Annotated in this window: 20 protein-coding genes and 1 pseudogene; 12 read left to right on the top strand and 9 right to left on the bottom strand. The window is 58.2% G+C overall.

Annotated elements, in window-relative coordinates; all coding sequences use genetic code 11:
• Positions 1 to 145 precede the first annotated feature (145 nt).
• From cra to ACTG20_RS12075, 5 genes are all read left to right on the top strand, one after another.
• Complete coding sequence (cra, locus tag ACTG20_RS12095) at positions 146 to 1,132, top strand: catabolite repressor/activator (protein WP_021230150.1); 987 nt, start codon at positions 146 to 148, stop codon at positions 1,130 to 1,132.
• A gap of 557 nt (positions 1,133 to 1,689) precedes the next feature.
• Positions 1,690 to 2,883 (top strand): aromatic amino acid transport family protein, encoded by a 1,194-nt coding sequence (locus tag ACTG20_RS12090; protein ID WP_439987680.1) that lies wholly within the window; start codon positions 1,690 to 1,692, stop codon positions 2,881 to 2,883.
• A gap of 257 nt (positions 2,884 to 3,140) precedes the next feature.
• Positions 3,141 to 3,698, top strand: a complete 558-nt coding sequence (locus ACTG20_RS12085; protein ID WP_439987679.1) for a hypothetical protein — start codon at positions 3,141 to 3,143, stop codon at positions 3,696 to 3,698.
• 225 nt (positions 3,699 to 3,923) lie between these two features.
• A complete protein-coding gene (locus ACTG20_RS12080; RefSeq protein WP_194494787.1) occupies positions 3,924 to 4,310 on the top strand; it encodes an MAPEG family protein in 387 nt (128 codons plus the stop codon).
• Between the two features lie 116 nt (positions 4,311 to 4,426).
• Positions 4,427 to 5,077, top strand: a complete 651-nt coding sequence (locus tag ACTG20_RS12075) for a hypothetical protein (RefSeq protein ID WP_088868985.1) — start codon at positions 4,427 to 4,429, stop codon at positions 5,075 to 5,077.
• A gap of 118 nt (positions 5,078 to 5,195) precedes the next feature.
• Here the strand turns inward: ACTG20_RS12075 and ACTG20_RS12070 are convergent, their stop codons facing one another.
• Complete coding sequence (locus ACTG20_RS12070) at positions 5,196 to 6,596, bottom strand: DEAD/DEAH box helicase (RefSeq protein WP_194494788.1); 1,401 nt, start codon at positions 6,594 to 6,596, stop codon at positions 5,196 to 5,198.
• A 348-nt stretch (positions 6,597 to 6,944) separates the two neighbouring features.
• On the opposite strand from ACTG20_RS12070, the gene ACTG20_RS12065 reads away from it, so the two are divergent.
• Positions 6,945 to 7,775, top strand: a complete 831-nt coding sequence (locus tag ACTG20_RS12065; RefSeq protein ID WP_194494789.1) for a substrate-binding periplasmic protein — start codon at positions 6,945 to 6,947, stop codon at positions 7,773 to 7,775.
• Positions 7,776 to 7,886: 111 nt separating this feature from the next.
• Here the strand turns inward: ACTG20_RS12065 and aroC are convergent.
• Positions 7,887 to 8,974: pseudogene (aroC, locus tag ACTG20_RS12060) on the bottom strand (chorismate synthase).
• Between the two features lie 12 nt (positions 8,975 to 8,986).
• Complete coding sequence (gene prmB, locus ACTG20_RS12055) at positions 8,987 to 9,922, bottom strand: 50S ribosomal protein L3 N(5)-glutamine methyltransferase (RefSeq protein WP_149152917.1); 936 nt, start codon at positions 9,920 to 9,922, stop codon at positions 8,987 to 8,989.
• A gap of 82 nt (positions 9,923 to 10,004) precedes the next feature.
• Here prmB and smrB point away from each other — a divergent pair, with 82 nt between their 5' ends.
• The gene (smrB, locus tag ACTG20_RS12050; RefSeq protein WP_005333198.1) at positions 10,005 to 10,529 is read left to right on the top strand and encodes an endonuclease SmrB; all 525 of its coding nucleotides are present in this window, start codon (positions 10,005 to 10,007) and stop codon (positions 10,527 to 10,529) included.
• Between the two features lie 57 nt (positions 10,530 to 10,586).
• Positions 10,587 to 11,882 carry a sensor domain-containing diguanylate cyclase gene (locus ACTG20_RS12045; RefSeq protein ID WP_194494791.1) on the top strand — a complete coding sequence of 432 codons (1,296 nt, stop codon included), beginning with the start codon at positions 10,587 to 10,589 and terminating at the stop codon, positions 11,880 to 11,882.
• A gap of 133 nt (positions 11,883 to 12,015) precedes the next feature.
• Here the strand turns inward: ACTG20_RS12045 and ACTG20_RS12040 are convergent, their stop codons facing one another.
• The 4 genes from ACTG20_RS12040 to ACTG20_RS12025 form a co-directional block, all read right to left on the bottom strand.
• Complete coding sequence (locus tag ACTG20_RS12040; protein ID WP_194494792.1) at positions 12,016 to 12,624, bottom strand: histidine phosphatase family protein; 609 nt, start codon at positions 12,622 to 12,624, stop codon at positions 12,016 to 12,018.
• A gap of 31 nt (positions 12,625 to 12,655) precedes the next feature.
• The gene (locus ACTG20_RS12035) at positions 12,656 to 13,042 is read right to left on the bottom strand and encodes a GFA family protein (RefSeq protein ID WP_194494793.1); all 387 of its coding nucleotides are present in this window, start codon (positions 13,040 to 13,042) and stop codon (positions 12,656 to 12,658) included.
• 466 nt (positions 13,043 to 13,508) lie between these two features.
• A complete protein-coding gene (locus ACTG20_RS12030) occupies positions 13,509 to 14,972 on the bottom strand; it encodes a chitinase (RefSeq protein ID WP_194494794.1) in 1,464 nt (487 codons plus the stop codon).
• A 307-nt stretch (positions 14,973 to 15,279) separates the two neighbouring features.
• Positions 15,280 to 16,500, bottom strand: coding sequence for a methyltransferase (locus ACTG20_RS12025; protein ID WP_194494795.1), 1,221 nt, complete (start codon positions 16,498 to 16,500; stop codon positions 15,280 to 15,282).
• Positions 16,501 to 16,683: 183 nt separating this feature from the next.
• Between ACTG20_RS12025 and ACTG20_RS12020 the strand changes: the two genes are divergently transcribed.
• Entirely contained in the window at positions 16,684 to 17,262 is a 579-nt protein-coding gene (locus tag ACTG20_RS12020) for a PhnA domain-containing protein (protein ID WP_005333203.1), read from the top strand.
• 203 nt (positions 17,263 to 17,465) lie between these two features.
• Here the strand turns inward: ACTG20_RS12020 and ACTG20_RS12015 are convergent, their stop codons facing one another.
• Entirely contained in the window at positions 17,466 to 18,992 is a 1,527-nt protein-coding gene (locus ACTG20_RS12015) for a fumarate hydratase (RefSeq protein ID WP_194494796.1), read from the bottom strand.
• 294 nt (positions 18,993 to 19,286) lie between these two features.
• Between ACTG20_RS12015 and pabB the strand changes: the two genes are divergently transcribed.
• From pabB to ACTG20_RS12000, 3 genes are all read left to right on the top strand, one after another.
• On the top strand, positions 19,287 to 20,570 hold the full coding sequence (gene pabB / locus ACTG20_RS12010; RefSeq protein WP_439987885.1) for an aminodeoxychorismate synthase component I: 1,284 nt from the start codon (positions 19,287 to 19,289) through the stop codon (positions 20,568 to 20,570).
• Between the two features lie 42 nt (positions 20,571 to 20,612).
• Positions 20,613 to 21,179, top strand: a complete 567-nt coding sequence (locus ACTG20_RS12005) for a CoA pyrophosphatase (protein ID WP_047440268.1) — start codon at positions 20,613 to 20,615, stop codon at positions 21,177 to 21,179.
• A gap of 216 nt (positions 21,180 to 21,395) precedes the next feature.
• Positions 21,396 to 22,694: a serine/threonine transporter gene (locus ACTG20_RS12000; protein ID WP_005345325.1), complete on the top strand. Its 1,299-nt coding sequence runs from the start codon at positions 21,396 to 21,398 to the stop codon at positions 22,692 to 22,694.
• A gap of 573 nt (positions 22,695 to 23,267) precedes the next feature.
• Here the strand turns inward: ACTG20_RS12000 and sstT are convergent.
• Positions 23,268 to 24,518: a serine/threonine transporter SstT gene (gene sstT / locus ACTG20_RS11995; protein WP_005345324.1), complete on the bottom strand. Its 1,251-nt coding sequence runs from the start codon at positions 24,516 to 24,518 to the stop codon at positions 23,268 to 23,270.
• Between the last annotated feature and the right edge of the window lie 107 nt (positions 24,519 to 24,625).

The raw sequence follows: 24,625 nt of genomic DNA, 5'->3' as shown, positions 1-24,625 counted from the left end.
GTTTCACTTACACTCAGACTGAATCGTTTCAGCGAATTGATCAAGTACCCACAAAGAGTGCTTTTCAATGATATGATCCCGCGCACACTTTTCGGTGCCCTCACCCGGCAGTGACCGTGGGCCTTGCAACTCAAACAGAGCCAATATGATGAAACTGGATGAAATCGCCGCCCTCGCCGGTGTCTCGCGCACCACGGCAAGCTATGTGATCAATGGCAAGGCCGATCAATACCGCATCAGTCAGGCCACCCGCGACAAGGTGATGGCCGTTGTCACCGCCCATAACTATCAGCCGGACAGCCGCGCCGCCTCCCTGCGCGGCGGCCAAACCAAGACCCTCGGCTTTATCCTGCCCGACCTTGAGAACGCCAGTTACGCCAAACTGGCCAAACGGCTGGAACAGGGGGCCCGGGCACAGGGATATCAGCTGCTCATCGTCTGCTCGGAAGATGAGCCCGCCACAGAAAAAGAGCTGGCCCAGATGCTGGTGAGCCGCCATGTGGACGCCCTGCTGGTGGCCAGTTGCCTGCCGCCGGACGACCCCTTCTACGGTAAATTGCAGGCGCAAGGCAGCCAGATCCTCGCCATCGACCGGGCGATGGCCGCCGACAAGTTTGTCACCGTCGCCAGTGAAAACGAGAAGGCGAGCTTTGATCTCACCAGCTCCCTGCTCACCCCGACTCTGCGCCATATCGCCTTGATCACCGCGCTGCCGGCACTCACGATCAGTCAGGAGCGCAAAGCCGGTTTCGAGCAGGCGGTCGCCAGTCACAGCGCGGCTCGCCACCTGTGCGAGGGGGATCACTTCTCTCGCCTTGAGGGGTATCGCCTGATCAAAGATCTGCACCAGCAGCTGGGTCAACTGCCCGAAGCGCTAATCACTACCTCCTATATCCTGATGGAGGGGGTACTCGACTACCTGTTGGAGCAAGAGATCGATATGAGCCAGCTCGCCATGGCTACCTTCGGGGACGATCGGCTGCTCGACTTCCTCCCCTTTGGCATCAACTCCCTGCCCCAGCAGCACGACGCGCTGGCGAGTCAGGCGCTGGAGCTAGCGCTCAAGGCGGTGAACGGCGACTACCAGAGCGGGCTGCACTATGTGAGCCGCACCCTCAAGCGCCGTCGCTAACCTGCTCGAACCAGACCCGATTTGCTATCAATGGGTGGGTAAAGAAAGCAGATGACAATAAGGCTGCCAGCATCGGCAGCCTTATTGTTTTCCCCCACAACCCTACCCGCCCGCTTTGCTTTCTCTACCGTCTGGCCGACTAAACAACTGGCCTCCACACTCCTTCACCCCACAACTAAACGCCAACGCCACGACAAGGCACTCCCCCATCCGTGCAGCAACCACTTGGCTGACCTGTATCAATGAGCCCCTGCCAGTCATTTTTTGGTGCTTTTTTCTTCAATTAGCTACCGCTGTCATCATTTATTTCCACTTATTGCCACAAGCCAGCACAAGATCCGTATAAAAGGGGTTGTTTCGGCTATTTTGATCCGCTAACGTGGCAACCATCTTTTACAACTGACAGGTTTTAGGTACAGATGTTCCCGTTCCGATATTGCTAGCCTCCGGCCCTATCACCGGAGGCACCTTCTGATAACGCCAATTAGCCCCCTCTTGTTGACGTCACTGCTGGCGTCGCCTGTTTGCACTGACACCGCTACGTTCGGATGGATAACATGAATACCAAAACCCTGGGTTGTACCCTGTTGATTGCCGGCACCACCATAGGTGCCGGCATGCTGGCCCTGCCGCTGGCCTCCTCGTCCCTCGGCGGCCCCGCTACCCTGATGTTGATGGTCGGCCTCTGGGCCCTGATGGCCTTCACCGCCATGCTGCAGGTGGAAGCGAGCCTTGCCACCGGCAAGTGGTACCTGCACCAACTGGCGGACCATCTGCTCGGCCCCTGGGGCAAGCGCATCGCCTCCTTCTGTATCCTGATGTTGTTCTACTCGCTGGCCTCAGCTTACATCAGCGGTGGCAGCAGCCTGCTGGCACAGGCGCTGGCCGATGCGGGCATGACTCTCAGCCAGGAGCAGGCTGCCTGGGCCTTTACTCTGCTGTTTGGCGGCATGGTCTGTGTCGGCACCCGCTCGGTGGATTACCTCAACCGGCTGATGTTCACCGTGAAACTGGTGATCATGGTGGTGGTGCTGACGTTGCTGCTACCCCGCACCGAAGGGCAGCATCTGCTCTCGATGCCGCTGGGTCAGGGCCTGTTGCTGGCGGGCCTGCCGGTCATCTTCACCTCGTTCGGCTTTCACGGCTCCATTCCGAGCGTGATGCTCTACCTCGGTGACTGCCCAAAACAGCTTGGTAGGGTCTTTGTCTGGGGCTCAGCCCTGCCGCTGATCCTCTACGTGCTGTGGCAGGTGGCGATCCTCGGTCTGCTCGGCCAGCAAGCACTGCTGCAAACCGGCGGCGCGCTGGACAGCCTGCTGGCCAACGTCGGCAAGCTGGTGAGCTGGCCTGCGTTTAATCAGGCGATACACCTGTTTGCCGATCTGGCGCTCGCCACCTCCTTCCTCGGGGTGACGCTGGGGCTGTTCGACTTTATGGCCAAGGCAACCCGCCGCAAGGACAACTGGCAGGGCCGCACTCAGACTGGCCTCATCACCTTCGTGCCGCCATTGCTGTTTGCCCTCTACTTCCCGCAGGGCTTTATCATGGCCCTCGGCTACGCTGCCATTGCGCTGGCGATCCTCGCGGTACTGCTGCCGGTGGCGCTGGTGTGGCAGAGCCGCAAGCAAGCCCCCGCCCACCACTACCGCGCGCCGGGTGGCGTGGTGGCGCTGGGAGTGGCCGCCGCCATGGGCTTACTGATTGTCGGCGTCCAGGTCAGCGTCAGCATGGGACTGCTGCCCGCCCTATAAGCCCTCGCCGATACGGAATGCCTAAAATAACAAAGCCCCGCCAATCAGATTGGCGGGGCTTTTTGTTGGAAAAGAAATCAAGTTGGATACAGGCATGCGCCATTAATTAAGAGTGCGCCCCTTACCAAACAAACACCCTAACCTTCAGCTATATACCGACCTTTTTACTACCCAACCCTGAATAATCAGTTCAAAAACCGTTCATGCCCCTTCGTTACACTGCCCGCTCGTTTATCGCGTTTAGGAGTTTGAAAACAATGATGTTGCACCTCAAGAGGAGCACCCTTGCCCTCGTCCTGCTTTCCGCCAGCGGCGCACTTAGCGCCGCCGAAGTCGCCAACAACAATATTACCGAGGCGGAGATCAAGGCCGCGCAGGATGGTTGGGGCGCGGCGCTTATCAAGATCAGCGATGATTATCGCGCCGGTGGGATTGAGCGCGCCAAGGCGACCGCCGAGTCGGTGCTCGACAGCGCTTATGGCTACCAGCAGGGGCCGGTGCTGTTCAAACCCACCCTGGCCGGTGGCGAGCAGACCTTTCGCACCAACCGCGAGGGGGCGCTGGCCTACTTTGTCGGCAACAACAGCGCCTACCCCACCGACAAAGGGTTCGCCCTGAAAAACTGGCAGAGCTATCGCTATGACAATGCCGCCGTCTATATCAACGGCGACATGGCGCTGACCATGGGCAAGGTGCATCTGGTAGATCGCGACAACAAGGAGACCACGGTAGACAAGACCTTGGGTTTCAAGAAGGGGGATGATGGCAAGGTGCGCATCGTGCTGCACCACTCCTCTCTCCCTTATGAGGGGTAATGACGGGGCCCTGCTCTGCCCACCATCAATATGATCAAAAAACAGCCCTGCCACCTCGGCAGGGCTGTTTGTTTTGTGCCTGCGCTTGGCCGATGGCGTGTGAGTGGATGACGGTCGTGCTAAAGCTGTTTGCTGCTACCCTCAAGGCAAGCCATTGAGATGCCGAGCAATATCGCGTCTCTGAACACCAGCCACTCGATATCATCGCTCCGGGAGCCAGATACCATGACCATACTGCCTGTTTACGCGGCCCTGCTCGCCCTGTTGTTTGTGTTGCTGAGCATTCGTACCATTCGCACCCGCCATAGCCGCAAGGTGGCGCTAGGGCATGGGGATGACCCCACCATGTTGCGCGCCATGCGGGTACACGCCAACTTTGCCGAGTATGTCCCCCTAGCCCTGCTGCTCATCTATTTCGTCGAAACCGGCAGCCATTCCCCCTGGCTGGTTCATTTGCTGGGGAGTGCCTTGCTGCTTGGCCGTCTCTGCCACGCCTTTGGCATGAGCCGCACACCGGAGAACTTCCGTTATCGGGTGGCGGGAATGGGGCTGACCTTCACTGTGATCCTGGTGAGCACCGTCCATATCCTGATCACTGCGCTGCTCCCCTGACCCGGCCGTCACGAATAGCTGGCGAAGCGGTCTGGCAGCCATCCCCATCGGCTATTCTTCACTGAACAGATAGTCGCAACAGTGCTGCTTAAACAAGCCCGATTCAGGAGTGCTATATGAAGTGGATTGGCTGGTTACTGCTTGTCGGGCTGACTCCCGTTGCCCACGCAACCCCGCTAAAGCTGGCGGCAGCGGTCGAACACACTGCGATATTGCGCCCTTTTATTCATGACTGGTTTGGCCGGGCCGGCATCGACTTTCAGTTGATCCCCTGCACCTATGCCCGCTGCGAAAAGTTGATTGAGGCAGACCATGCCGTCGATGGCGATATGGCCCGGATCAAGGGCTTTGATCAGACCTATCCCCACTTGCTGCAGATCGGTGCCCCCATCTCGGAGGCAGCGATTTATGGTCAGCCACGGGATAACCCGAGCTGGCCCCCTGCCGAGGGTACCGTGATTGGCTGCCTGCGTGGCATCCAGTGGTGCGAGCGCTTCCTCGGCAACTATCAGGTCATCTGGTTGAACGATGAGAAGCAGGGGCTTGCCCAACTGCATCGAGGCAAAGTGGATTGGCTCATCAAGATGCGCCCCGCCTCTCAACCTGCACTGGCGTCCCCCTGGCAGAAGATCACCAAAGAGCAGGTCTTTCTCTATCTCGATAAAAAGCACCGGGCGGAAATTGCGGCCCTGCTCAAGGTACAGCTGGCGTTTATCAATAACGGCCGCTGGCTGGCAATGCAAAAGCAGTACCTCTCCGCCATCTAGCGTTGCTCTCGCTGCACCACACCGGGCCGATTACATGGCTGAAAAAACAAAAAGCCCTGCCAGATTGGCAGGGCTTTTCAGTCAACCGCATAGCTGGGGAGTCAAACTCCCGAGCCGCTTACTGGTTGTGGGTAGAGCGACGTGGACGACGGGCCTGAGCCGGTTTGCCAGCGCCATCAGCCGGACGCTGACCACCTTGCGGCTTGGGCTTGCCACCATTACCGGTACGCGCACCACCCGCATTGCCATTGGAGGCGGAACGACCGGCACCTTGACGCTGGCCTTGACCTTGCGGACGCGGCGCACGGCGCTGCTCGCTCGGATCGCGGGGCTCTTTGCGCAGCGGCGCGCCGATACCACGGGCGATATTGTCCAGGGTCTCGCGGGAAGCTTCGAAACCGGCCACCTGCTCGCACGGAATGTTCTGCTTGGTCAGACGCTCGATCGCCTTGATAAGCTTGCCTTCATCGGCAGCCACCAGCGAGATGGCGTGACCGGCAGCACCGGCACGGCCGGTACGACCGATACGGTGCACGTAATCTTCCGCCACGTTGGGCAACTCGAAGTTGACCACTTGCGGCAGCTTGTCGATGTCAAGACCACGGGCGGCGATGTCGGTCGCCACCAGCACCTTGACGCTACCATCCTTGAAACCGGCCAGTGCGCGAGTACGGGCACCCTGGCTCTTGTTGCCGTGGATGGCGGCGGCGCTGACGCCGTTCTTGTCGAGGGTCTCGGCAACACGGTTGGCCATGTGCTTGGTACGGGTGAACACCAGTACCTGCTGCCAGTTGTTGCTGGTGACCAGATGACTCAACAGCGCGATCTTGTTGGCCTTGTCGCACGGATGCACCATCTGCTCGATACGCTCGGCAGTGCTGTTGCGCGGGGCGACTTCAATGACAGCCGGGTTATCCAGCAGACCGGTGGCCAGTTCGCGGATCTCGTCGGCGAAGGTGGCGGAGAAGAGCAGGTTCTGACGCTTCTTCGGCATCAGAGCCAGGATACGGCGGATGTCGCGGATAAAGCCCATGTCGAGCATGCGATCCGCTTCGTCCAGTACCAGGATCTCCACTTCGTCGAACTTGACGGCATTCTGGTTGTAAAGATCCATCAGGCGGCCAGGACAGGCCACCAGCACGTCCAGACCACGGCGAGTCGCCATCATCTGCGGATTGATGCTGACGCCGCCGAAGACCACGTGGCTGCGCATTGGCAGGTGTTTGCCGTAGTTACGCACGCTCTCGCCCACCTGGGCGGCCAGCTCGCGAGTCGGGGTCAGCACCAGCGCACGAATGCGGTTCGGAGAAACCTTACGCTTGCTCTCCATCAGACGTTGCAGCATCGGCAGGGTAAAGCCTGCGGTCTTGCCGGTCCCTGTTTGGGCCGCCGCCATCAGATCGCGGCCAGCCAGAACGGCGGGGATCGCTTGCTGCTGAATGGGAGACGGGGTGTCGTAGCCTTGTTCGGCAACGGCACGCAACAAGGGTTCGGCCAGACCGAGGGAAGTAAAACTCATAATTACCTGCTAGAGATAGGGGCGCCGGGGATTTGTGGTGGGGCTCCTCTGCTGAGCCGATGCCATCTCACAAGATCTGGGCCTATTGAGAAAACAACGATTTCCCCGGGGAGCAGAGCAAAGGGGAAAGAATAGAGGCGCAGTCTAACGGAGTTGCCCGGGATAAACGAGAAAAATGTGATGCTCCTCCCAGCACGAACAGAAAATCCCCCTTCTGCCCCCCGAATAATCCCGTTGATTGATGTAGCACACACCACACTATTAACTGGCAACACAATATCAGCCCTCGCAGGCATGGCTCGCGGGGCAAAAGCACGGGATTGAAGAACACAATAACGAGGTTTAGCTATGACCACGCCATATCGTCCCCGCGGCAGCTGGCAGGCAAGGATTGGCCTGCTGCTTCTGCTGCTAAGCCCTGCGCTGCAGGCCAGTCAGACTCTGACCGTGGCCTGGAGTCACTGGCCCCCCTTCAGCCAAATCAACAACCGAGGTGAGCTGGATGGGCTGGATGTCAGCCTGACCCGCCAGATCCTCACCCAGGCTGGCTTTGCCCCCAAGTTTCGCGAGCTTCCCTGGGCGAGGGCATTGCATCTGGTAGAACACGATCAGCTGGATGTGGCGATGGCCGCCCTCCCTCTGCCGGAGCGCCAGAGCTATGCCCGCTTCTCGACCCCCTACCGCCAGAGTGCCTATGTGCTGCTGAGCAATGACCCTATCCCCGGCCATCAGGATCGCTGGGCGCAGCTCGATAATCTGTCCGCGTTGTGCAACGAGAAAGGGCTCAAGATAGGCAAGTTGCGCGGCACCCGCCCCATGCATCAGATGGATAGCTGCCCGGCGCTTAAAATGGCGACCGAATACAACACCGATGAGCGGATGATCGATCTGCTGCTGGCTCGCCGCCTCGATGGCATCATCATGGAGTGGCAATATGCCCGCTACCGGCTGGCCCAACTGGGGGCCGAAGAGTTTATCAGCTGCCAACTGCTGCTACACCACCAGCCAGTCAGTCTGATGTTTGCCAAGAACAGCGTGAGCGAAGAACAGATCCTCAAAGTCAACGAGGCCATTCATGCCTTGCCCAAACCCCACAACAAGTTCTCACCCCCCAGGTGTCGCCTCAATGCCGATCCGGGCGCCGCGGATCTGCTGACCCGCACCCTCCGCAAGCATTGACGGGATAAGCCGCCACCTGAAATAGCAAAGGCGACCCGAAGGTCGCCTTTTTGGTATTGTCGAACTTGTTCCCCAAACAGGGAGCGATCAGTCGATAAGCAGCAACAGCGATCAGCGCAGCTGCGGGGTATGGGTCAACACCCCCTGGTTCTGGGCGCGATGGCGCAGCAGGTGATCCATCAACACCAGCGCCAGCATGGCTTCGGCGATGGGCACGGCGCGGATGCCGACACAAGGATCGTGGCGGCCCTTGGTGATCATCTCGATAGCCTCACCGTCGGTATTGATAGTCTTGCCCGGCACCGTAATGCTGGAAGTTGGCTTGAGCGCCATGCTCACCACGATATCCTGCCCGGATGAGATGCCGCCCAGAATTCCGCCCGCATGGTTGCTGGCAAAGCCCGCGGGGTCATCTCGTCGCGATGTTCGGAGCCTTTTTGCTCCACCACCGCAAAGCCATCGCCGATCTCCACCCCTTTCACCGCATTGATGCCCATCATGGCATGGGCGATATCAGCGTCGAGGCGATCAAACACCGGCTCACCCAGGCCCACCGGCACATTACTGGCAATGACCTGCACCTTGGCACCGATACTGTTGCCCTCTTTTTTCAGGTCACGCATGTATTGATCGAGCTCTTCCAGCTTGCCCGCATCGGGGAAGAAGAAGGGATTCTGCTCGATCTGCGCAGCGTCAAACGCCTCAGCCTTGATGGGGCCGAGTTGGGAGAGAAAACCGGTGATCTCGATGCCATGCACCTGTTTCAGGTACTTCTTGGCGATCGCCCCCGCCGCTACCCGCATCGCGGTCTCGCGTGCCGAGGAGCGACCACCGCCGCGATAGTCCCGCTGACCATACTTCTGGTGGTAGGTGTAATCAGCGTGACCCGGCCGGAACAGATCCTTGATGTCGGAGTAATCCTTGGAGCGCTGATCGGTATTCTCGATGAGCAGCCCGATGGAGGTGCCGGTGGTCTTGCCCTCGAACACCCCGGAGAGGATCTTCACCTCATCCGGCTCACGGCGCGGCGTGGTGTAGCGAGAAGTGCCCGGCTTGCGCCGATCCAGATCCCCCTGCAGATCCGCTTCGCTGATCTCCAGCCCCGGCGGGCAACCATCGACCACGGCGCCCAGCGCCAGGCCGTGGCTCTCGCCAAAGGTAGTGACCCGAAAGAGTTGACCAAAACTGTTCCCTGCCATGCGCGCTCCTGCTTAGTTCTTGTAGATGGCGAAATGATCCTGATACTGCACCAGCTCGTCACGGGTCATCACAAAGACGCCGTGGCCGCCGTTTTCGAACTCAACCCAGGTAAAGGGGATCTCGGGGAACTGGGCTTCCAGATGGATCATGCTGTTGCCCACTTCGACCACCAGCACACCGTTATCCTTGAGGAAATCGGCCGCATGGGCCAGCAGACGCTTGGTCAACTTGAGACCATCGGTGCCGGACGCCAGCGCCAGCTCGGGCTCGTGACGGAACTCGTCCGGCAGATCCGACATGTCTTCGGAGTCCACATAGGGCGGGTTGGAGACGATGAGATCGTACTTGTCGCCCGCCGGCAGATCGCGGAACAGATCGGAGCGGATCGGAATGACCTGCTGCTCCAGCCCGTGATCGTTGATATTGCGCTCGGCCACGTTCAGCGCATCGATGCTGATATCGATGGCATCCACTTCCGCTTCCGGGAACTCGTGGGCCATGATGATGGCGATGCAACCGGAGCCGGTGCACAGGTCCATGATCCGGGTCGGTTCATGTTTGAGGAAGGGCGCGAAACGGTTGGCGACCATCTCGGCAATGGGGGAACGGGGAATGAGCACCCGCTCGTCCACGTAGAACTCCCAACCGGCATACCAGGCCTTGTTGGTCAGGTAGGCGGCCGGTACCCGCTCCTGTACACGGCGGATAATCAGCTCGGCGATACGGTGACGCTCGCTGCTGGTGAGACGGGAGTGGCGCATGGCCGGGTCTACATCCGGTGGCAGATGTAACGCGGGCAGTACCAGCTGCACAGCTTCATCCCAGGCGTTGTCGGTTCCATGACCGTAAAAAATCCCGGCGTCGTTGAAACGACTCATGGCCCAACGCAACATGTCCTGGATGGTGTGCATCTCGGCAACCACCTCATCGATAAATATCTTGTCCAAATCCACCTCCAAGTCGAGTAATATCCGGCCCGAGCCCCGTTTACGTTGCGGGCAAGACGCATACCTAATACATGAGCATCTGATGAAAAAAACGCCCTCACCGACAGACGAGGAAACCCTGCTGTTCCGCGATGCGATAAAAGGTACCCGGAAAATCAAGCAAGATACCATAAGGGCCGAGTTACGCCCGGTCAAGCAGAAACGCGAATTGCGCGAAACCCGCGAAAAGCTTGGGGTTGACCACTATTTCAGCGATGAGTATCAGCCCCATCTCGACGATGATGGGCCGACCCGTTACGTGCGGGAAGATGTGTCAAAATTTGAGCTGAAAAAGCTCAAGCGGGGCATTTATCCGCCGGAGATCTACCTCGATCTGCACGGCATGAACCAGCAGCAGGCAAAACAGGAGCTGGCCGCCCTGCTCACCCTTTGCCAGAAAGAGAACATTCACGTCGCCTCGGTGATGCACGGCATCGGCAAACATATTCTCAAGCAGCGCATTCCCAGCTGGCTGGCCCAGCACCCCAATGTGCGCGCCTTCCATCAGGCTCCCCGCGAATGGGGCGGCGACAGCGCCATTCTGGTGTTGCTGGATATCGAAGAGTAGTTAGCCAAACGACCACACTATACTGAATATCAATATGTTATTCGCCGTGGAGGTCGCATGTTTACACAGGGTTCCCATGCCGACATAAAGTCATCTCTCGACGCCATCGGCGCAGCCGTGGCGGTGTTCAGCCTCGACAAGGATGATCACTTTGTGCTGGTCTCTGCCAACGATACCTTTGCCAAGGCGTTCGAGCTGGATGTCCTTGGCAGCATTGGCAAACAGCTGAGCGAGATGTTTCCCCGCTACATCACCAATACCATCGAGCCGCCAATGCACGAATGTGTGCGCATGCAGACCGGGCTCGAGAGCGAGCTGCCCATCGACAGCCTCTCGCGTACCAGTTGGTGGCGCTTTATTCTCTCCCCAATCATCCCCGAGCAGGCACGGATCAACCGGATCATCGTCACCGCCATCGACATCACCGCCAGGATGCAGCTGGAAGAGGCGCTCACCACCAGTCGCCGCCGCTTCGAGGCAGTGGTCAACTCCGCCTATGACGGCATCATCAGTGTCAGCAGCGAATCGCGCATCGAGCTTATCAATACCGCCGCTTGCGAGATGTTCGGCATCGACGAGAGCTATCTCGGCAAGCGGCTGGAAACCCTGCTTCCCCAGCGTTTTCGCGCCAATCACGAGACCTATTTCAAAGCCTTCAGCAGCTCCCCCATCAATTCGCGCCCAATGCATGCTCGCGCCTCGGTGATGGGTCTGCGCCGAGACGGCAGCGAATTTCCGCTGGAGGTGACCATCGCCAAGATCAATTTGGGCCCGACCACCGAGATGACCGCCATCTTGCGGGATATCTCGGAGCGAGCCCGACTGGTGGAGGAGTTGAAGGTCGCGGCTACCACGGATCCCCTCACCGGCATTGCCAACCGGCGCCGCTTCAACGAGCTGGTCAACGCCGAGATGCAGCGCTGCCAGCGTTTCGGCCATACCATGAGCCTGCTGCTGATCGATATCGACCACTTCAAGGAAGTAAACGATACCTTTGGCCATCAACAGGGAGATTTGGCGATCCTGAGTCTGGTGAAACGGATCAGCAAACAGCTGCGTGAGGTGGACATGCTGGGTCGCTGGGGTGGCGAAGAGTTTATCGTGCTGCTGCCGGAAACCTCCCTCGAGCTCGCCTGGGCCAGCGCCGAGCGGATCAGGCTAACCATCGAATCCCAGCACCATGCACTGGACGGGGCTCTTGAGATCTCCCTCACCATCAGTATCGGTATCAGTGCCAGCAAGGGCAGCCATGACACTGTAGAGAAGATGGTTAGACGAGCCGACACCGCCCTCTATCTGGCCAAGAAACAGGGACGCAACTGCTGCCGCAAAGAGGAACCGGAGCCGACCTGATGGCGCGCGCCCCTGCCCTCTGGTGACACTGCTAACCTGTGCCTGCAGAGATAACCAACCGCAGCGAACACAATAAAGCAGCGCGACTCTCTTCGGTAGCGCCGCTTTTTTCATTCTGCTTTTGGTGCACTCTTCAATCACAACCATCAAGGGGACGGCTAAAGCGCAGTGGACCGCCATCAGCCAGAGAGAGCCTCACCGACAGCATGCCGCCGTTGGGCAATTGCCAGTCGAAGAAGTCATCAAAACCGGCAATCGTTACGGCGCGGATCACCTTGGCGACCACACCGTGCGCCACCAGCAGTATCCGATCCCCTTGCATGGTCGAAGCAAGTTCCGTAAGTCCCTGCGAGATCCGGGCTATCACCTCATCAATGGTTTCACCACCGGGTGGAGATTCAGCCCAGCGCCGGGTGATATTGCGCGCCCACAGCTCGGGATAGCGTGTTCTTGCCTCTACCTGCGTCAGTCCTTCAAACAGGCCGACATCCCGCTCACGAAAGGCAGGCACAAGCTCCACTGACAATCCCAACTGGCGAGACAAGATGGCAGCGCTCTCCCTTGTTCGCAGCAGGGGAGATGCCAGCAGCCGATCGAACGGCGGCTCTGTCACTGCTACCTTCTCAGCCAGCCGGGATATCTGGCGTACGCCATCGTCATTGAGCCCGATATCCAGCGCGCCCTGATAACGCCCTTCCGCATTAGCCTGCGTCTCGCCATGGCGGATAACTACCAGCTCCATGTCAACCTCCCTTGTTGGGGCTACCTTGGTTTTACTTCCCTTTGCGATAACGGGGATGCTCGTCTTGGATCGACAACCAGGGCAGCTGGCTGTCGGTATGGATGTGATAGGTTGGCGCAACAACCTCTGGATTATCGAGAGAGGCGATAGCCAACGTGAGATAGTCAGGGTACTGGGTGCTGCGATACGTGAGGGTGGAGCCACACTCGGCGCAAAATCCCCGTCGGATAAAATCTGAAGACGCATACTCGGTCGGTTTGCCGCATAACCACTGCACCTGTTCGGCGTGAAAGTCCATCCAGGCCCCGACCGGTGCACCCGTGGTGCGCTGGCAATCCCGACAGTGACAAAAATCGGCCGCAAAAGGTGCAGTCAGCACCTCATAACGGATCGCCCCGCAATGACAACCCCCCTTCATCTTGCCCCCTCGTTGCAATTTTGCACAAGCCAAAGAGATTACCAATATAAACCGGCCGTTTACATCTATTTTCTCAAGGGAATAAGCGACAATGTACCGAGATAAAGCTGAGTGATATAGCAAGACCTCACCATTTCAGGTGATAAATGACAGTTTACGAATAGAGAATATACTTCTCATATTCGCAATGAGGGTTTCATTTTATGGTGGAAAATGAATTCTCAAGTAGCGCACTACGCTCATCAGAAGACGCTAGTTTATGAGGGCTAACGAACCTGAATAAAATTTTATTCTCAACTTTGATTCAATACTATTTTATTTCAATTTTCAGATAAAAACTCAACTTATCAGTTAGAACATAAGCACCGTTGAAAATACAAGATAATATTCAGTGATGCACTGTTGATAATTAACGAAGAGAAGGAGTTATCCCCCCTCTCCTCTTTGGGAGTTAAATTACGCCATCTTATTTGGCAGGAACTACAACCCAGGGGCCACCTTTGGCGGGATCATCCCCCTGGGTCCACCATTTGGCCTGGTAGACGGCGCCCTTGTAGCTCACCTTGCTGCCAGCGGTGTAGACCTTGGTCGCTTCCCAGGCCGGGTTGCCACCGATGGGGGGTTCGCTCGGATCGACCGGCGGTGGAGTCAGTTTGTCCACGATACGCACTTTCGGCCAGTTGGCGTGGGAGCCGTAGAAGTTGGTCACGCACTTCTCGTAATCACCCGGCACCAATGCAGAATAAGCGGTCTGGAAGCCTACCAGCTCGCACTCGAAGGAGTAACCGCCCGGGCGATCTGGATAGTATTTCCAGTTGCCATCCCAGTTGGTGTAAAGCACGTCGGTAGCGCCGTTAAGATTGAGGCTGCCATAGGGAGTCTGCTGCCAGCAGGTGTTCTTCTCATCCGCCTTGAGCGGGATCTGGTAGTGGTTGGCCAGCCCTTCCCAGTAGCGGATGCGATTGACAGGCTGCCCCTTGTCCTTGTTCTGCTCGCCACACTCGATGCCGCCGTTGATGACGTTGATGGTGGTACCAAAGCCGTAGCCGATACCGGCATCTACTTCCCGTTTGGAAGGTACCCAGGTGCGATCAATTACGTGTAGCATGGCCGGTTTCGGGGCCTGCGGGGTGAGGAAGAACCAGATGGCAGAAGCGAGGTTGAGCCAGGAGTCCGCCACCAGCCCCGGGTTGTTGAGCAGCACGGAGGCATCGCCATCGAACATCGCCTCGGAGAAGGCACCGTAGTTGAAGTGGTAAGAAAGCTGCTTGGCGCCGCGGCCGAAATACCCCTGACCCGTGCTGCAAGGCCACTTCTTGTTCTGCCAGTCGTTCTGGCCGCAGCCTGTGGTGTAGCCGGTCTGTCCCTCTGACCAGCCCATCTCCCGCACATGCACCAGCGCCTGTTGCCACTCCTCCAGCCCCAGCGGGTTATCAGAGACGTTCTCCTTGGCAATATGGCCACCGGTCTCCTGAGAAAAGTGGGCAAAGGCGGTCACGATGGATTTTTTACAGATCGCATCAGAATCACGCCCGTCAGTATATTCGCCACAGAACGCAGGGAATTTACCGATGGCTCGCAAGAAGCGGACATAAGTATATTCCGGCGCAGCCATCTGGGTTAAATATTCCCATTCAGATTGGGGAAATACCCGTTCAACCCGTTTTACGTTGTCAGGATTGCTTGCCAGACCTGGTTCAATGGCATCAACGATTTTATTGGACCGGGTGGCCAATGCCTTGGCCCATATTGCATACATGGGATTGGCCGTCTTGGCCTTTTCCACGGCAGCCAGATCCGGGGCCGCAATCACATATCCTCCCGCATTTTGCGGATCGGGTTGAATATTCATGGCTGCACTCATTGCGGCATAGCTTGGCAATGTGCAGGTGGCAGCGATCAGCCAGGCACAACGCTTGGGTTTGAACATGTGTACCGTCCTTGTTTGAATTAATGCGTTCCAAGAGTAGGTGTTTCAACAACTAAATTCACGATGAGAATTAAGAAATAAGCAGAATTTGTGAGCCATTTCACCTTGTGATATTCAGTGCAGTTGAAACAAAGAAAAAGAACCCAAACGAAAACGACACAGCGTGATCTGTCGCCCATTTTTAGAACAGTTGAGACGGCCGGGTGGCATGCCATACAGTCATTGTTCGTGATGAAAAAAATGGCTGACAGGCTCAAGCTGTCAGCCATCATCAATGTTCAAGAAAAATGCTCAAAATAGCCGGATGTCAGGCACGCACGGCACGGATCAGGATATTGCGCGGGGTCATGGGTTTGGCACAAAACTCCCCCACTTCGACCCGATAGCCCTGCTCTTGCAAAAAGAGCGCGCGATCCAGCGCCAGCCAGATCTCGAGGGGACGGCGAAACAAATGACGCACCAGCTCCATGCGAGCGACATCACCAAAGCGGCGCTCCCCGTGTTCCAACCAGGCGGGGTAGTCCAGCCCGGCGGGCAGCACAATCCCTTTGCGCTCGGAAGCCCAGCCGCAGAATGCCTCAAACGTGCCGGTCAACAGGCTCTTTTGCATATTGGGCACCGGCAGATACTCATCCACACCGCGCACCTGACGCTGCAGGCAGTCAAACCCGAGCCGCCACACCACTTCCTGCTCACGCAGGCGGGCGATCCGCGCACCGCCAGTCACCGTCTCCTGTAGCGGCAACTTGAGATCCGCCTTGCTCAACACCAGCTCGCTGGCGCTGGCCGCGGCTGACAGCGGGCGATAGTGGCTGGTACGGATCAGGTGGTAACAACAGGGAGAGATGGTCACTCCGCGGGCACTGCGCTCGGCCACCCGCTCCAGCAGATGGGTGTGCAGCTCGCCGCAGGCATGGAGTGCCATAGCGTGATGTTCAGGGGCGATCAGCGCCGCCGACTCGGGGGCAAAAGCATCGGCGCAGGTAAAGGTCATATTGGCACCATCCCGCTCGGCCAGCAGCCGACCATCGTCACAAAGCTGATCTTGCAACTCCAGACTGAGGATCGGAGCCTGTCGATGAAGTGATACCAGCCGCCCAAGGTGGCCCTTACCGGCACACCACTCCAGATAGGGGCCCTGATGGGCAGGCAGACAGGCGGTGAACGACTCGATCTGGGCCTGCTTGCGCCCCGGCATATGCAGCGCCATCTCCTTGCTGCAGGTGATGGGCTCCGGGGTAAACGGGGCAAGCTGGCTGAGTTGATGCAGCTCGGCTCCCTCGGCAATCCAGGGGGCAAGCAGACTGCTGAGTGCATCCATATCCGCATCGAGCTCCGCCAACTGGGCAAGGGTCAGCCCATTGAGCAGCGCCGCCAGTTCGGGCGCCTCATCGGCAAAGGCCATGGTCAGATGATGATATGGCTGATATTGCCACCAGCGTCGGTAGCGGGTGAGCAGTCGATCCAGTTGTTGAAAACGTTGAGCCAGCACGAATGCCCCTGCCTTACAGTCAAAAAGGAGGCTCATTCTAGCGATCCCGCTTCAAATTGCACTCTCAATACCAAACGATCAGCGCCGCGCAACAGCACAGCCAACCTTGTGAGCCAGGGCAGACCTGACAAAGTGCGGGGTTTTATGCTATATTCCGCCCCCTCTCTCACGCGCCCCGTCCAACGCGGGTCGCTTTACACTAGCTATGGGACCAACAACATGACCATCAACGCCATTCTGCAAGCGCGCGCGGGCGCCAAGTGTGAACTGTGCAGCGCCGAGCAGGCGCTGACCGCCTTCGTGGTGCCTCACTCCCCCGCCAGCGACGATGATCACAGCGTTGCTATCTGTGACACCTGCCGTGGTCAGCTGGAACAACCGGATACCCTGGTGGTGAACCACTGGCGTTGCCTGAGCGACAGCATGTGGAGCCAGGTGCCTGCGGTGCAGGTGATGGCATGGCGCCAGCTCAAAGCACTCTCCGGCAAGGGTGAGGTGTGGGCTCAGGATCTGCTGGACATGATGTACATGGAGGACGAAGCCAAGGCTTGGGCTGAAGCTGGTATTGCTGACGAAGATGATGACAGCGTACCGACTGTTGACTCCAATGGCGCCGTGCTGCAAGAGGGCGACTCCGTTACCCTGATCAAGGATCTGGACGTGAAAGGTGCCGGTTTTACCGCCAAGCGCGGCACCCTAGTCAAGGGCATCCGTCTGACCAACAACCCGCTCCATATTGAAGGCAAGGTCAACGGCGTGCAGATCGTTCTGGTTGCGGCCTACCTGAAAAAGGCCTAAAGCCAAGGGCGATTGCTCTGCTGTCTACTACCAGAGCACAAGCACAACGAAAAAGGATGCCGTCACGCCATCCTTTTTTATGCCCGCTTGCCACAAACGGCCAACCTGAGCCATAACAGGCCAGCCAAAGCAACAAGGCGCATCCGGATGGATGCGCCTTGTTTACATGGCCGATGTCGTTAACCGGCAGCGGAAATGGTCACTCAGGAGGAGAGCTTGCCGTCCAGCTCGGCAATCTTGGCCGACCAGTAGGCCGGGCCGGTTTCGTGGATGTTGTTACCCTCGGAGTCGACCGCTACGGTCACCGGCATATCTTCCACTTCAAACTCGTAGATCGCTTCCATGCCGAGATCGGCAAAGGCCACAACGCGGGCCTTCTTGATCGCCTTGGCCACCAGATAGGCGGCGCCGCCCACCGCCATCAGATAGACGGCCTTGTGCTGCTTAATGCTCTCGACGGTTTTCGGGCCCCGCTCGGATTTGCCGATCATGCCGATAAGGCCGGTTTCACCCAGCATCATATCGGTGAACTTGTCCATCCGAGTGGAGGTGGTGGGGCCTGCCGGGCCGACTACTTCGTCACGCACCGCATCGACCGGGCCAACGTAATAGATGAAGCGGTTGGTGAAATCGACCCCTTCAGGCAGCCCTTCGCCATTTTTCAGCATGTCGGCGATACGCTTGTGGGCGGCGTCGCGACCGGTGAGGATCTTGCCGGAGAGCAGCACGGTATCACCGCTCTTCCAGCTGGCCAGTTCGGCCTTGGTGATGCCATCGACGTTGACGCGGCGCACGTTGCCACCCGCTTCACGGGTGATCTCCGGCCAGTCACTCAGTTTCGGCGTAGTCAGTTCGGCAGGGCCTGAACCATCCAGCTCGAAGTGAACGTGGCGGGTCGCAGCGCAGTTGGGGATCATCACCACCGGCTTGGAGGCGGCATGAGTCGGCGCAGATTTCACCTTCACATCCAGCACGGTAGTCAGACCACCCAGCCCCTGGGCACCGATACCCAGCTTGTTGACCTTGTCGTAGAGCTCGACCCGCAGCTTCTCTTCGGTGGTTTGCGGGCCACGGGCGATCAGCTCCTGAATGTCGATGTGCTCCATCAGGGCCTCTTTGGCCAGCACCGCCGCTTTCTCGGCGGTACCGCCGATGCCGATGCCCAGCATGCCGGGCGGGCACCAGCCTGCGCCCATGGTCGGCACGGTTTTCAGCACCCACTCGACGATATCGTCAGAGGGGTTGAGCATCACCATCTTGGATTTGTTCTCGGAGCCGCCGCCTTTAGCCGCGATGCTCACTTCCACCTTGTTGCCGGGGATCATGTCGATATGAACCACGGCAGGGGCGTTGTCTTTGGTGTTTTTGCGACTGCCGGCCGGATCGGCCAGCACGGAGGCACGCAGCGGGTTGTCAGGATTGGTGTAGGCACGACGGGTCCCTTCGTCCACCATCTCCTGCACCGTCATGTCGCTGTCCCACTGGACTTGCATGCCAATCTTGACGAAACAGGTCACGATGCCGGTGTCCTGGCAGAGCGGACGATGACCTTCGGCGGACATGCGGGAGTTGATCAGGATCTGGGCCAGCGCATCTTTGGCGGCCGGGTTGGCCTCGCGGTCATACGCCGCTTTGGCAGCCTGAACAAAATCCAACGGGTGGTAATAGGAGATGTACTGGAGGGCATCTGCGATAGAATCGATGAAATCCTGTTTTTTTATAATGCTCATATCATCCTCACTGGTCCTTGTCTCTGCCACAGAGCAGGGCAAGGGCTTCCATATGATGGGCCGTGCTGACGTGCTGGCTAAAAACTATCAACCAGCAAAAAACGAACGACACGGCAGTTTTTTCTTAAGTCACCGACACCTATGATACGCTTGCCCACCAGCACCGACTAGGGTTCGGGAACCAAACTGTTGCCTGTGTAACATAAAATGACGCCAACACTTCATATCCATCATCTAGACCATAGTGCTGAACTCCATCAGCTTTTTGCCCGCCTGCAACATCAGCCGTGGGCCATGTTGCTGGAGTCAGCGGGACCACTCGGTGCCGATAACGGCTTTGATATCATCACTGCCGATCCGCTGGCGACCCTCGAAACCCGTGGCGAGGTGACCACTCTGCGTGTCGTGGCGAATATCAGCAAACACCACGAAGATCCCCTCGCCCTGCTGGCCCATACCCAGCAACAGCTGCTGGGGGAGCTGGATCTGTGTGCCACTCACCTACCCTTTATTGGCGGCGCCCTCGGTCTCTTTGGCTATGATCTCGGCCGTCGCTTCGAACGACTGCCGGTGCAGGCCGCCGCCGATATCGCGGTACCGGACATGGCGGTGGGCATCTACGACTGGGCGCTACTGCGCAATGTGGCGACCGGCGACTGGCAGCTGGTGCACTGGGGGGATAAAGCGGGCCTTGCCAACCGGCTGGCTTGGCTTGAACAGCAGCAGGCCAAACCGGCCCCCACTTTTGCCTTGCAGGGGTCGTGGCAGAGCAATATGAGCCGCGCCGAGTATGGCGAGAAGTTTGCCCGCATTCAGGAATATCTCGCCGCGGGGGATTGCTACCAGATCAACCTGACCCAGCGTTTCAGCGCCCCCTATCAGGGGGATGAGTGGCAGGCCTACTGCCTGCTGGCCACCGCCAACAAGGCTCCCTTCTCAGCCTTTATCCGTCTGCCGGAGAGCGCGCTGCTGAGCCTATCCCCCGAGCGGTTCCTGCTGCTCGATGGCCGTCATATCGAAACCAAACCCATCAAGGGCACTCGCCCTCGCCACCCCGATCCGGCCACCGATCGGCAAGTCGCACGGGAGCTGGCGCAGGCCGACAAGGACAGATCAGAGAATCTGATGATCGTTGATCTGCTGCGCAACGACATCGGTCGGGTCAGCCGGCCGGGCTCGGTCAGCGTGCCTCATCTCTTTGCGGTGGAGTCGTTTCCAGCGGTACATCATCTGGTCTCCACCATCCACGGTGAGCTGGATGCACGCTGGCAAGGGGTCGATCTGCTGCGCGCCTGTTTCCCTGGTGGCTCCATCACCGGCGCCCCGAAAATCCGGGCTATGGAGATCATCGAAGAGCTGGAGCCCCAGCGCCGCAATGCCTATTGCGGCAGCATCGGCTACCTCAGCCAGCATGGTCGGATGGACACCAGCATCTGCATTCGCACTTTGATTGCCGAAGCGGGTCGTCTGCACTGCTGGGCCGGTGGCGGCATCATCGCCGACTCCGACGCCGACAGCGAATATCAGGAGACTTATGACAAGGTCGCCCGAATCCTGCCGCCGCTGTCGGCGCTGTAACCCTCCCCACTGTCTGGCCAACGCACAGGAGAGCTCCCCGCCATGGATCGCCACGAACTGCTGACCCGCTTCCAGTTGCAGCGACCCGCCCCGGCCCATCGACTCGCCATCGGCGGGCTCAGTCCGGCGGCGGTGTTGATCCCGGTGGTGATGCGCGATGAGGGGCTCAGCGTGTTATTGACCCGGCGCAGCCCACGGCTGCGTCATCATGGGGGGCAGATCAGCTTCCCCGGCGGGCGACAGGATCCCGGCGACGAAAACCTGATTGCCACAGCGCTGCGGGAAACCGAAGAGGAGCTCGGCATTCCGGCCCAACTGATTGAAGTGATCGGCACCCTCAACCCGCTCAATACGGTGTCACGATTCGAGGTACTGCCGGTGCTGGGGCTGCTCGATGGCAACTATCCCCTCATCCTGAGTCCGGATGAGGTGGATCACGCCTTCGAAGTGCCGCTGACCCATCTGCTGGATCGGCGCAACCACATCCCCCTGACCCTTTCCAGAGGGGGGAAAGCGCACACCATCTACTGGATCCCCTGGCAACAGCACTTTATCTGGGGGGCTACCGCCAGCATGATCAACCAGCTAGCCCAGCATCTCGCAAAATAACAATTTACCTACATTTGGCTGAGCGAGATTTAATCATTAACACTAAAATAACGTGCCAATTGATAAACAATAATTGAATTTTTCTTGTTTTGATCACATTTCCATAAGAAAGTGCGGTTTTTCGTGCCGTAAAGATGAATTTGATCAACATTTTTGATTAGAAAAACCGTATCCTTGCGCCGACTTAATAAGAACCACACATTCGGGGTGAGATAGATGTCAAACACAGTCACTGGCACGCAGGGAGTTGCGGCGTCAACAGAGCAAGGGATCAGCTCTACTCAAACCACTCGTTGGGAAAAACGCGACTCTACCTGGGTCATCAGTCTGTTCGGGACCGCAGTTGGCGCGGGGATCCTGTTCCTGCCGATCAACGCGGGTATGGGCGGTTTCTGGCCGCTGGTCGTCATGGCGCTGCTGGTAGGTCCCATGACCTATCTGGCCCACCGTGGTCTGGCCCGCTTCGTCCTTTCCTCCAAAAAGCCAAACGCAGACATCACCGAAGTGGTGGAAGAGCACTTTGGCGTGGGTGCCGGTAAATTAATCACCCTGCTCTACTTCTTCGCCATCTACCCCATCGTGCTGATCTACGGCGTGGGCATCACCAACACCGTGGAAAGCTTTATGGTCAACCAACTGCAGATGAGTGCCCCGCCGCGCTGGATCCTCTCCATCGTGCTGATCATGGGCATGATGTCGGTAATGCTGGCCGGTGAAAAGCTGATGCTGAAAGTGACCGAGCTGCTGGTTTATCCGCTGATCGCCATTCTGGCCGGTATCTCTTTGTACCTCATTCCGGACTGGACCGGTGCCGCGCTGGAGCAAGTGCCCTCTGCCAAGGATTTCGCCACTACCCTGTGGCTGACCATCCCGGTACTGGTCTTCTCCTTCAACCACAGCCCGGCCATTTCCAGCTTCTCCCTGGCCCAGCGCCGCGACCACGGTGATCAGGCTGTCGAGAAGGCCGATGCCATCCTCAAGCGTACCGCCATGGTGCTGCTGGGCTTTGTGATGTTCTTCGTCTTCTCCTGCGTCATGAGCCTGACACCGGCCCAGCTGGCAGAAGCCAAGGCCCAGAACATCGCCGTGCTCTCCTATCTGGCCAACCAGCATGCCAGCCCCATTATCTCCTACTTCGGTCCGCTGGTTGCGTTCGTCGCCATCGTCTCCTCCTTCTTCGGCCACTATCTGGGTGCCCGTGAAGGTCTGAAGGGGATGATCGTGCAGAACATGCGCAAGTCCGGCAAAGAGCCGAACGCCAAGAAAGTCGAGATGTTCATCATCGCCTTCTTCATCCTGACCCTGTGGGGCACTGCCATTGCCAACCCCTCCATCCTGGGCATGATTGAATCCTTGGGCGGCCCGATCATCGCTACCATCCTGTTCATCATGCCGATGTACGCCATCAAGCGCGTACCGGCCATGGCGAAATATCAGGGTCATATCAGCAACGTATTTGTCGCTGTGATGGGGATGATCGCCATCTCCGCCATCCTCTATCAGCTGGTCGGTTAATCCCCCACCTGCCACTGATAACAAAAAGCCAGCCGAACAGTCGGCTGGCTTTTTTATCTCTGCAATCTCTGCATCCGCGATTGCCCTGCTCTCTCCTTATTACTCTCCTCACCTTGTTGGATATCTGCATGCTCACCAGCACCATGACTGAGCACATCGGGTATCAACATGACCCCTCATGCCCGCAGCTCAGTATCGCCAACACGTTTACTCCCCCTCACCAAACCATGATGGCGTGTCTGATAGGACGGGTTCATCTGCCGCAGCCAGCCACCTCCATTCTTCTTTGATGCTGTGATGCTGTGATGCTGTGATGCTGTGATTGTCTTGAAGAGCTGGGGTAAGCCATAGCAATCGGCTCTTGGCAGAGCAGGCAAAAATGTGTGACGCACAACAGAAGGAGGAAGCACGACTCAAAGGGATAAAGATAAGGCAGCACCCTGGACAAGGGCGACAGAATGTCCGGCACATCAGCCAATGAGATTGACCAAAGAGGAAAAGAGAGCAAAGCCGACAATAAAAAGCGCCCTCCGAAGAGGGCGCAAGTTTGTTGCGAAACTGACCGTTGCGAGATCAGGCTTCGCGGCTCGGTACCGGAGCCACATCCAGCAAGGTTTCATCTTCGGCCATGCACGCTGCGGCGGTAAACAGCACGTCGGTGGAGCTGTTAAGGGCTGTCTCGGCAGAATCCTGAAGTACGCCGATGATAAAGCCGACGGCCACCACCTGCATGGCGATGTCATTGCTGATACCAAACAGGCTGCACGCCAGCGGGATCAGCAGCAAGGAGCCACCGGCGACACCGGACGCGCCACAGGCACTGACGGTGGCAACCACGGAGAGCAGCACGGCTGTTGCCATGTCCACTTCCATCCCCAGGGTATGTACCGCCGCCATGGCCAGCACAGTGATGGTGATGGCCGCACCCGCCATGTTGATGGTGGCACCCAGCGGGATGGAGACAGCGTAGGTATCTTTAGGCAGGCGCAGTTTTTCACACAGCGCCATGTTGACCGGGATGTTGGCGGCAGAGCTGCGGGTAAAGAAGGCGGTCACACCGCTCTCTTTGAGGCAAGTCAGCACCAGCGGATAGGGGTTGCGCTTGATCTTCCAGAACACGATCAACGGGTTGACCACGAAGGCGATAAACAGCATGCAGCCGATCAGCACCACCAGCAGTTGGGCATAGCCAAACAGGGCGTCAAAGCCGGTCTCTGCCAGCGTGGAAGCAACCAGACCCAGGATCCCTAGCGGAGCACAGCGGATCACCGCTTTCACGATGGCGGAGACACCGTGAGACAGGTCAGTGATCAGCGCCTTGGTGCTCTCGTTGGCATGGCGCATGGCGATACCCAGACCGATAGCCCACGCCAGGATCCCGATATAGTTGGCATCCATCAGCGCCTTGACCGGGTTGGTCACCACGTTGAACAGCAGGGTCTGCAGCACCTCGGTTATCCCGCCTGGCGGGGTGATCTCGGCAGTATTGGCCACCAGATGGAGGTTGGAGGGAAACAGGAAGCTGGCAATCACCGCGACCACGGCCGCAGAGAAGGTACCAAACAGGTAGAGAGCCAGCAGCGGGCGAATATTGGTCTTCTGACCCTGCTTGTGACCAATGATGGCCGCCATGACCAGTACGAATACCAGCAGCGGGGCTACCGCTTTCAGTGCACCAACAAACAGACTGCCGAGCAGACCTGCCGTTTTCGCCCACTCGGGCGCAAACAGTGCCAGCAAGATACCGAATACCAGACCAACCAGGATCTGGCTGACCAGGCTGGTGCTATTGACCAGCCGAAGGAGGGGGTGTTGTTGTGTCATCAAAAAAGTCCCTAAGCACCGTAGTGCATGAATCATGAGTCCTGTCTGCAACCACTCATCGGGAGACCCCTGTCGCCCGAATGTGGTGTCTGTGGCCAGCCTTCTGT

This window comes from Aeromonas sp. 84A (assembly GCF_051919345.1).
GTDB classification, from domain to species: domain Bacteria; phylum Pseudomonadota; class Gammaproteobacteria; order Enterobacterales; family Aeromonadaceae; genus Aeromonas; species Aeromonas veronii.
This window is presented reverse-complemented; position numbering and strand designations above follow the sequence as displayed.

Bases quoted from the DNA above. Each gene is read 5' to 3' on its own strand.
- cra (WP_021230150.1), top strand. From the start codon at position 146: ATGATGAAACTGGATGAAATCGCCGCCCTCGCCGGTGTCTCGCGCACC.
- ACTG20_RS12030 (WP_194494794.1), bottom strand. From the start codon at position 14,972: ATGTTCAAACCCAAGCGTTGTGCCTGGCTGATCGCTGCCACCTGCACA.
- ACTG20_RS12080 (WP_194494787.1), top strand. From the start codon at position 3,924: ATGACCATACTGCCTGTTTACGCGGCCCTGCTCGCCCTGTTGTTTGTG.
- smrB (WP_005333198.1), top strand. From the start codon at position 10,005: ATGAAAAAAACGCCCTCACCGACAGACGAGGAAACCCTGCTGTTCCGC.
- ACTG20_RS12045 (WP_194494791.1), top strand. From the start codon at position 10,587: ATGTTTACACAGGGTTCCCATGCCGACATAAAGTCATCTCTCGACGCC.
- ACTG20_RS12040 (WP_194494792.1), bottom strand. From the start codon at position 12,624: ATGGAGCTGGTAGTTATCCGCCATGGCGAGACGCAGGCTAATGCGGAA.
- ACTG20_RS12015 (WP_194494796.1), bottom strand. From the start codon at position 18,992: ATGAGCATTATAAAAAAACAGGATTTCATCGATTCTATCGCAGATGCC.
- ACTG20_RS12065 (WP_194494789.1), top strand. From the start codon at position 6,945: ATGACCACGCCATATCGTCCCCGCGGCAGCTGGCAGGCAAGGATTGGC.
- pabB (WP_439987885.1), top strand. From the start codon at position 19,287: ATGTTGCTGGAGTCAGCGGGACCACTCGGTGCCGATAACGGCTTTGAT.
- ACTG20_RS12025 (WP_194494795.1), bottom strand. From the start codon at position 16,500: ATGAGCCTCCTTTTTGACTGTAAGGCAGGGGCATTCGTGCTGGCTCAA.
- sstT (WP_005345324.1), bottom strand. From the start codon at position 24,518: ATGACACAACAACACCCCCTCCTTCGGCTGGTCAATAGCACCAGCCTG.
- ACTG20_RS12090 (WP_439987680.1), top strand. From the start codon at position 1,690: ATGAATACCAAAACCCTGGGTTGTACCCTGTTGATTGCCGGCACCACC.
- ACTG20_RS12075 (WP_088868985.1), top strand. From the start codon at position 4,427: ATGAAGTGGATTGGCTGGTTACTGCTTGTCGGGCTGACTCCCGTTGCC.
- ACTG20_RS12020 (WP_005333203.1), top strand. From the start codon at position 16,684: ATGACCATCAACGCCATTCTGCAAGCGCGCGCGGGCGCCAAGTGTGAA.
- ACTG20_RS12070 (WP_194494788.1), bottom strand. From the start codon at position 6,596: ATGAGTTTTACTTCCCTCGGTCTGGCCGAACCCTTGTTGCGTGCCGTT.
- ACTG20_RS12085 (WP_439987679.1), top strand. From the start codon at position 3,141: ATGATGTTGCACCTCAAGAGGAGCACCCTTGCCCTCGTCCTGCTTTCC.
- ACTG20_RS12005 (WP_047440268.1), top strand. From the start codon at position 20,613: ATGGATCGCCACGAACTGCTGACCCGCTTCCAGTTGCAGCGACCCGCC.
- ACTG20_RS12000 (WP_005345325.1), top strand. From the start codon at position 21,396: ATGTCAAACACAGTCACTGGCACGCAGGGAGTTGCGGCGTCAACAGAG.
- ACTG20_RS12035 (WP_194494793.1), bottom strand. From the start codon at position 13,042: ATGAAGGGGGGTTGTCATTGCGGGGCGATCCGTTATGAGGTGCTGACT.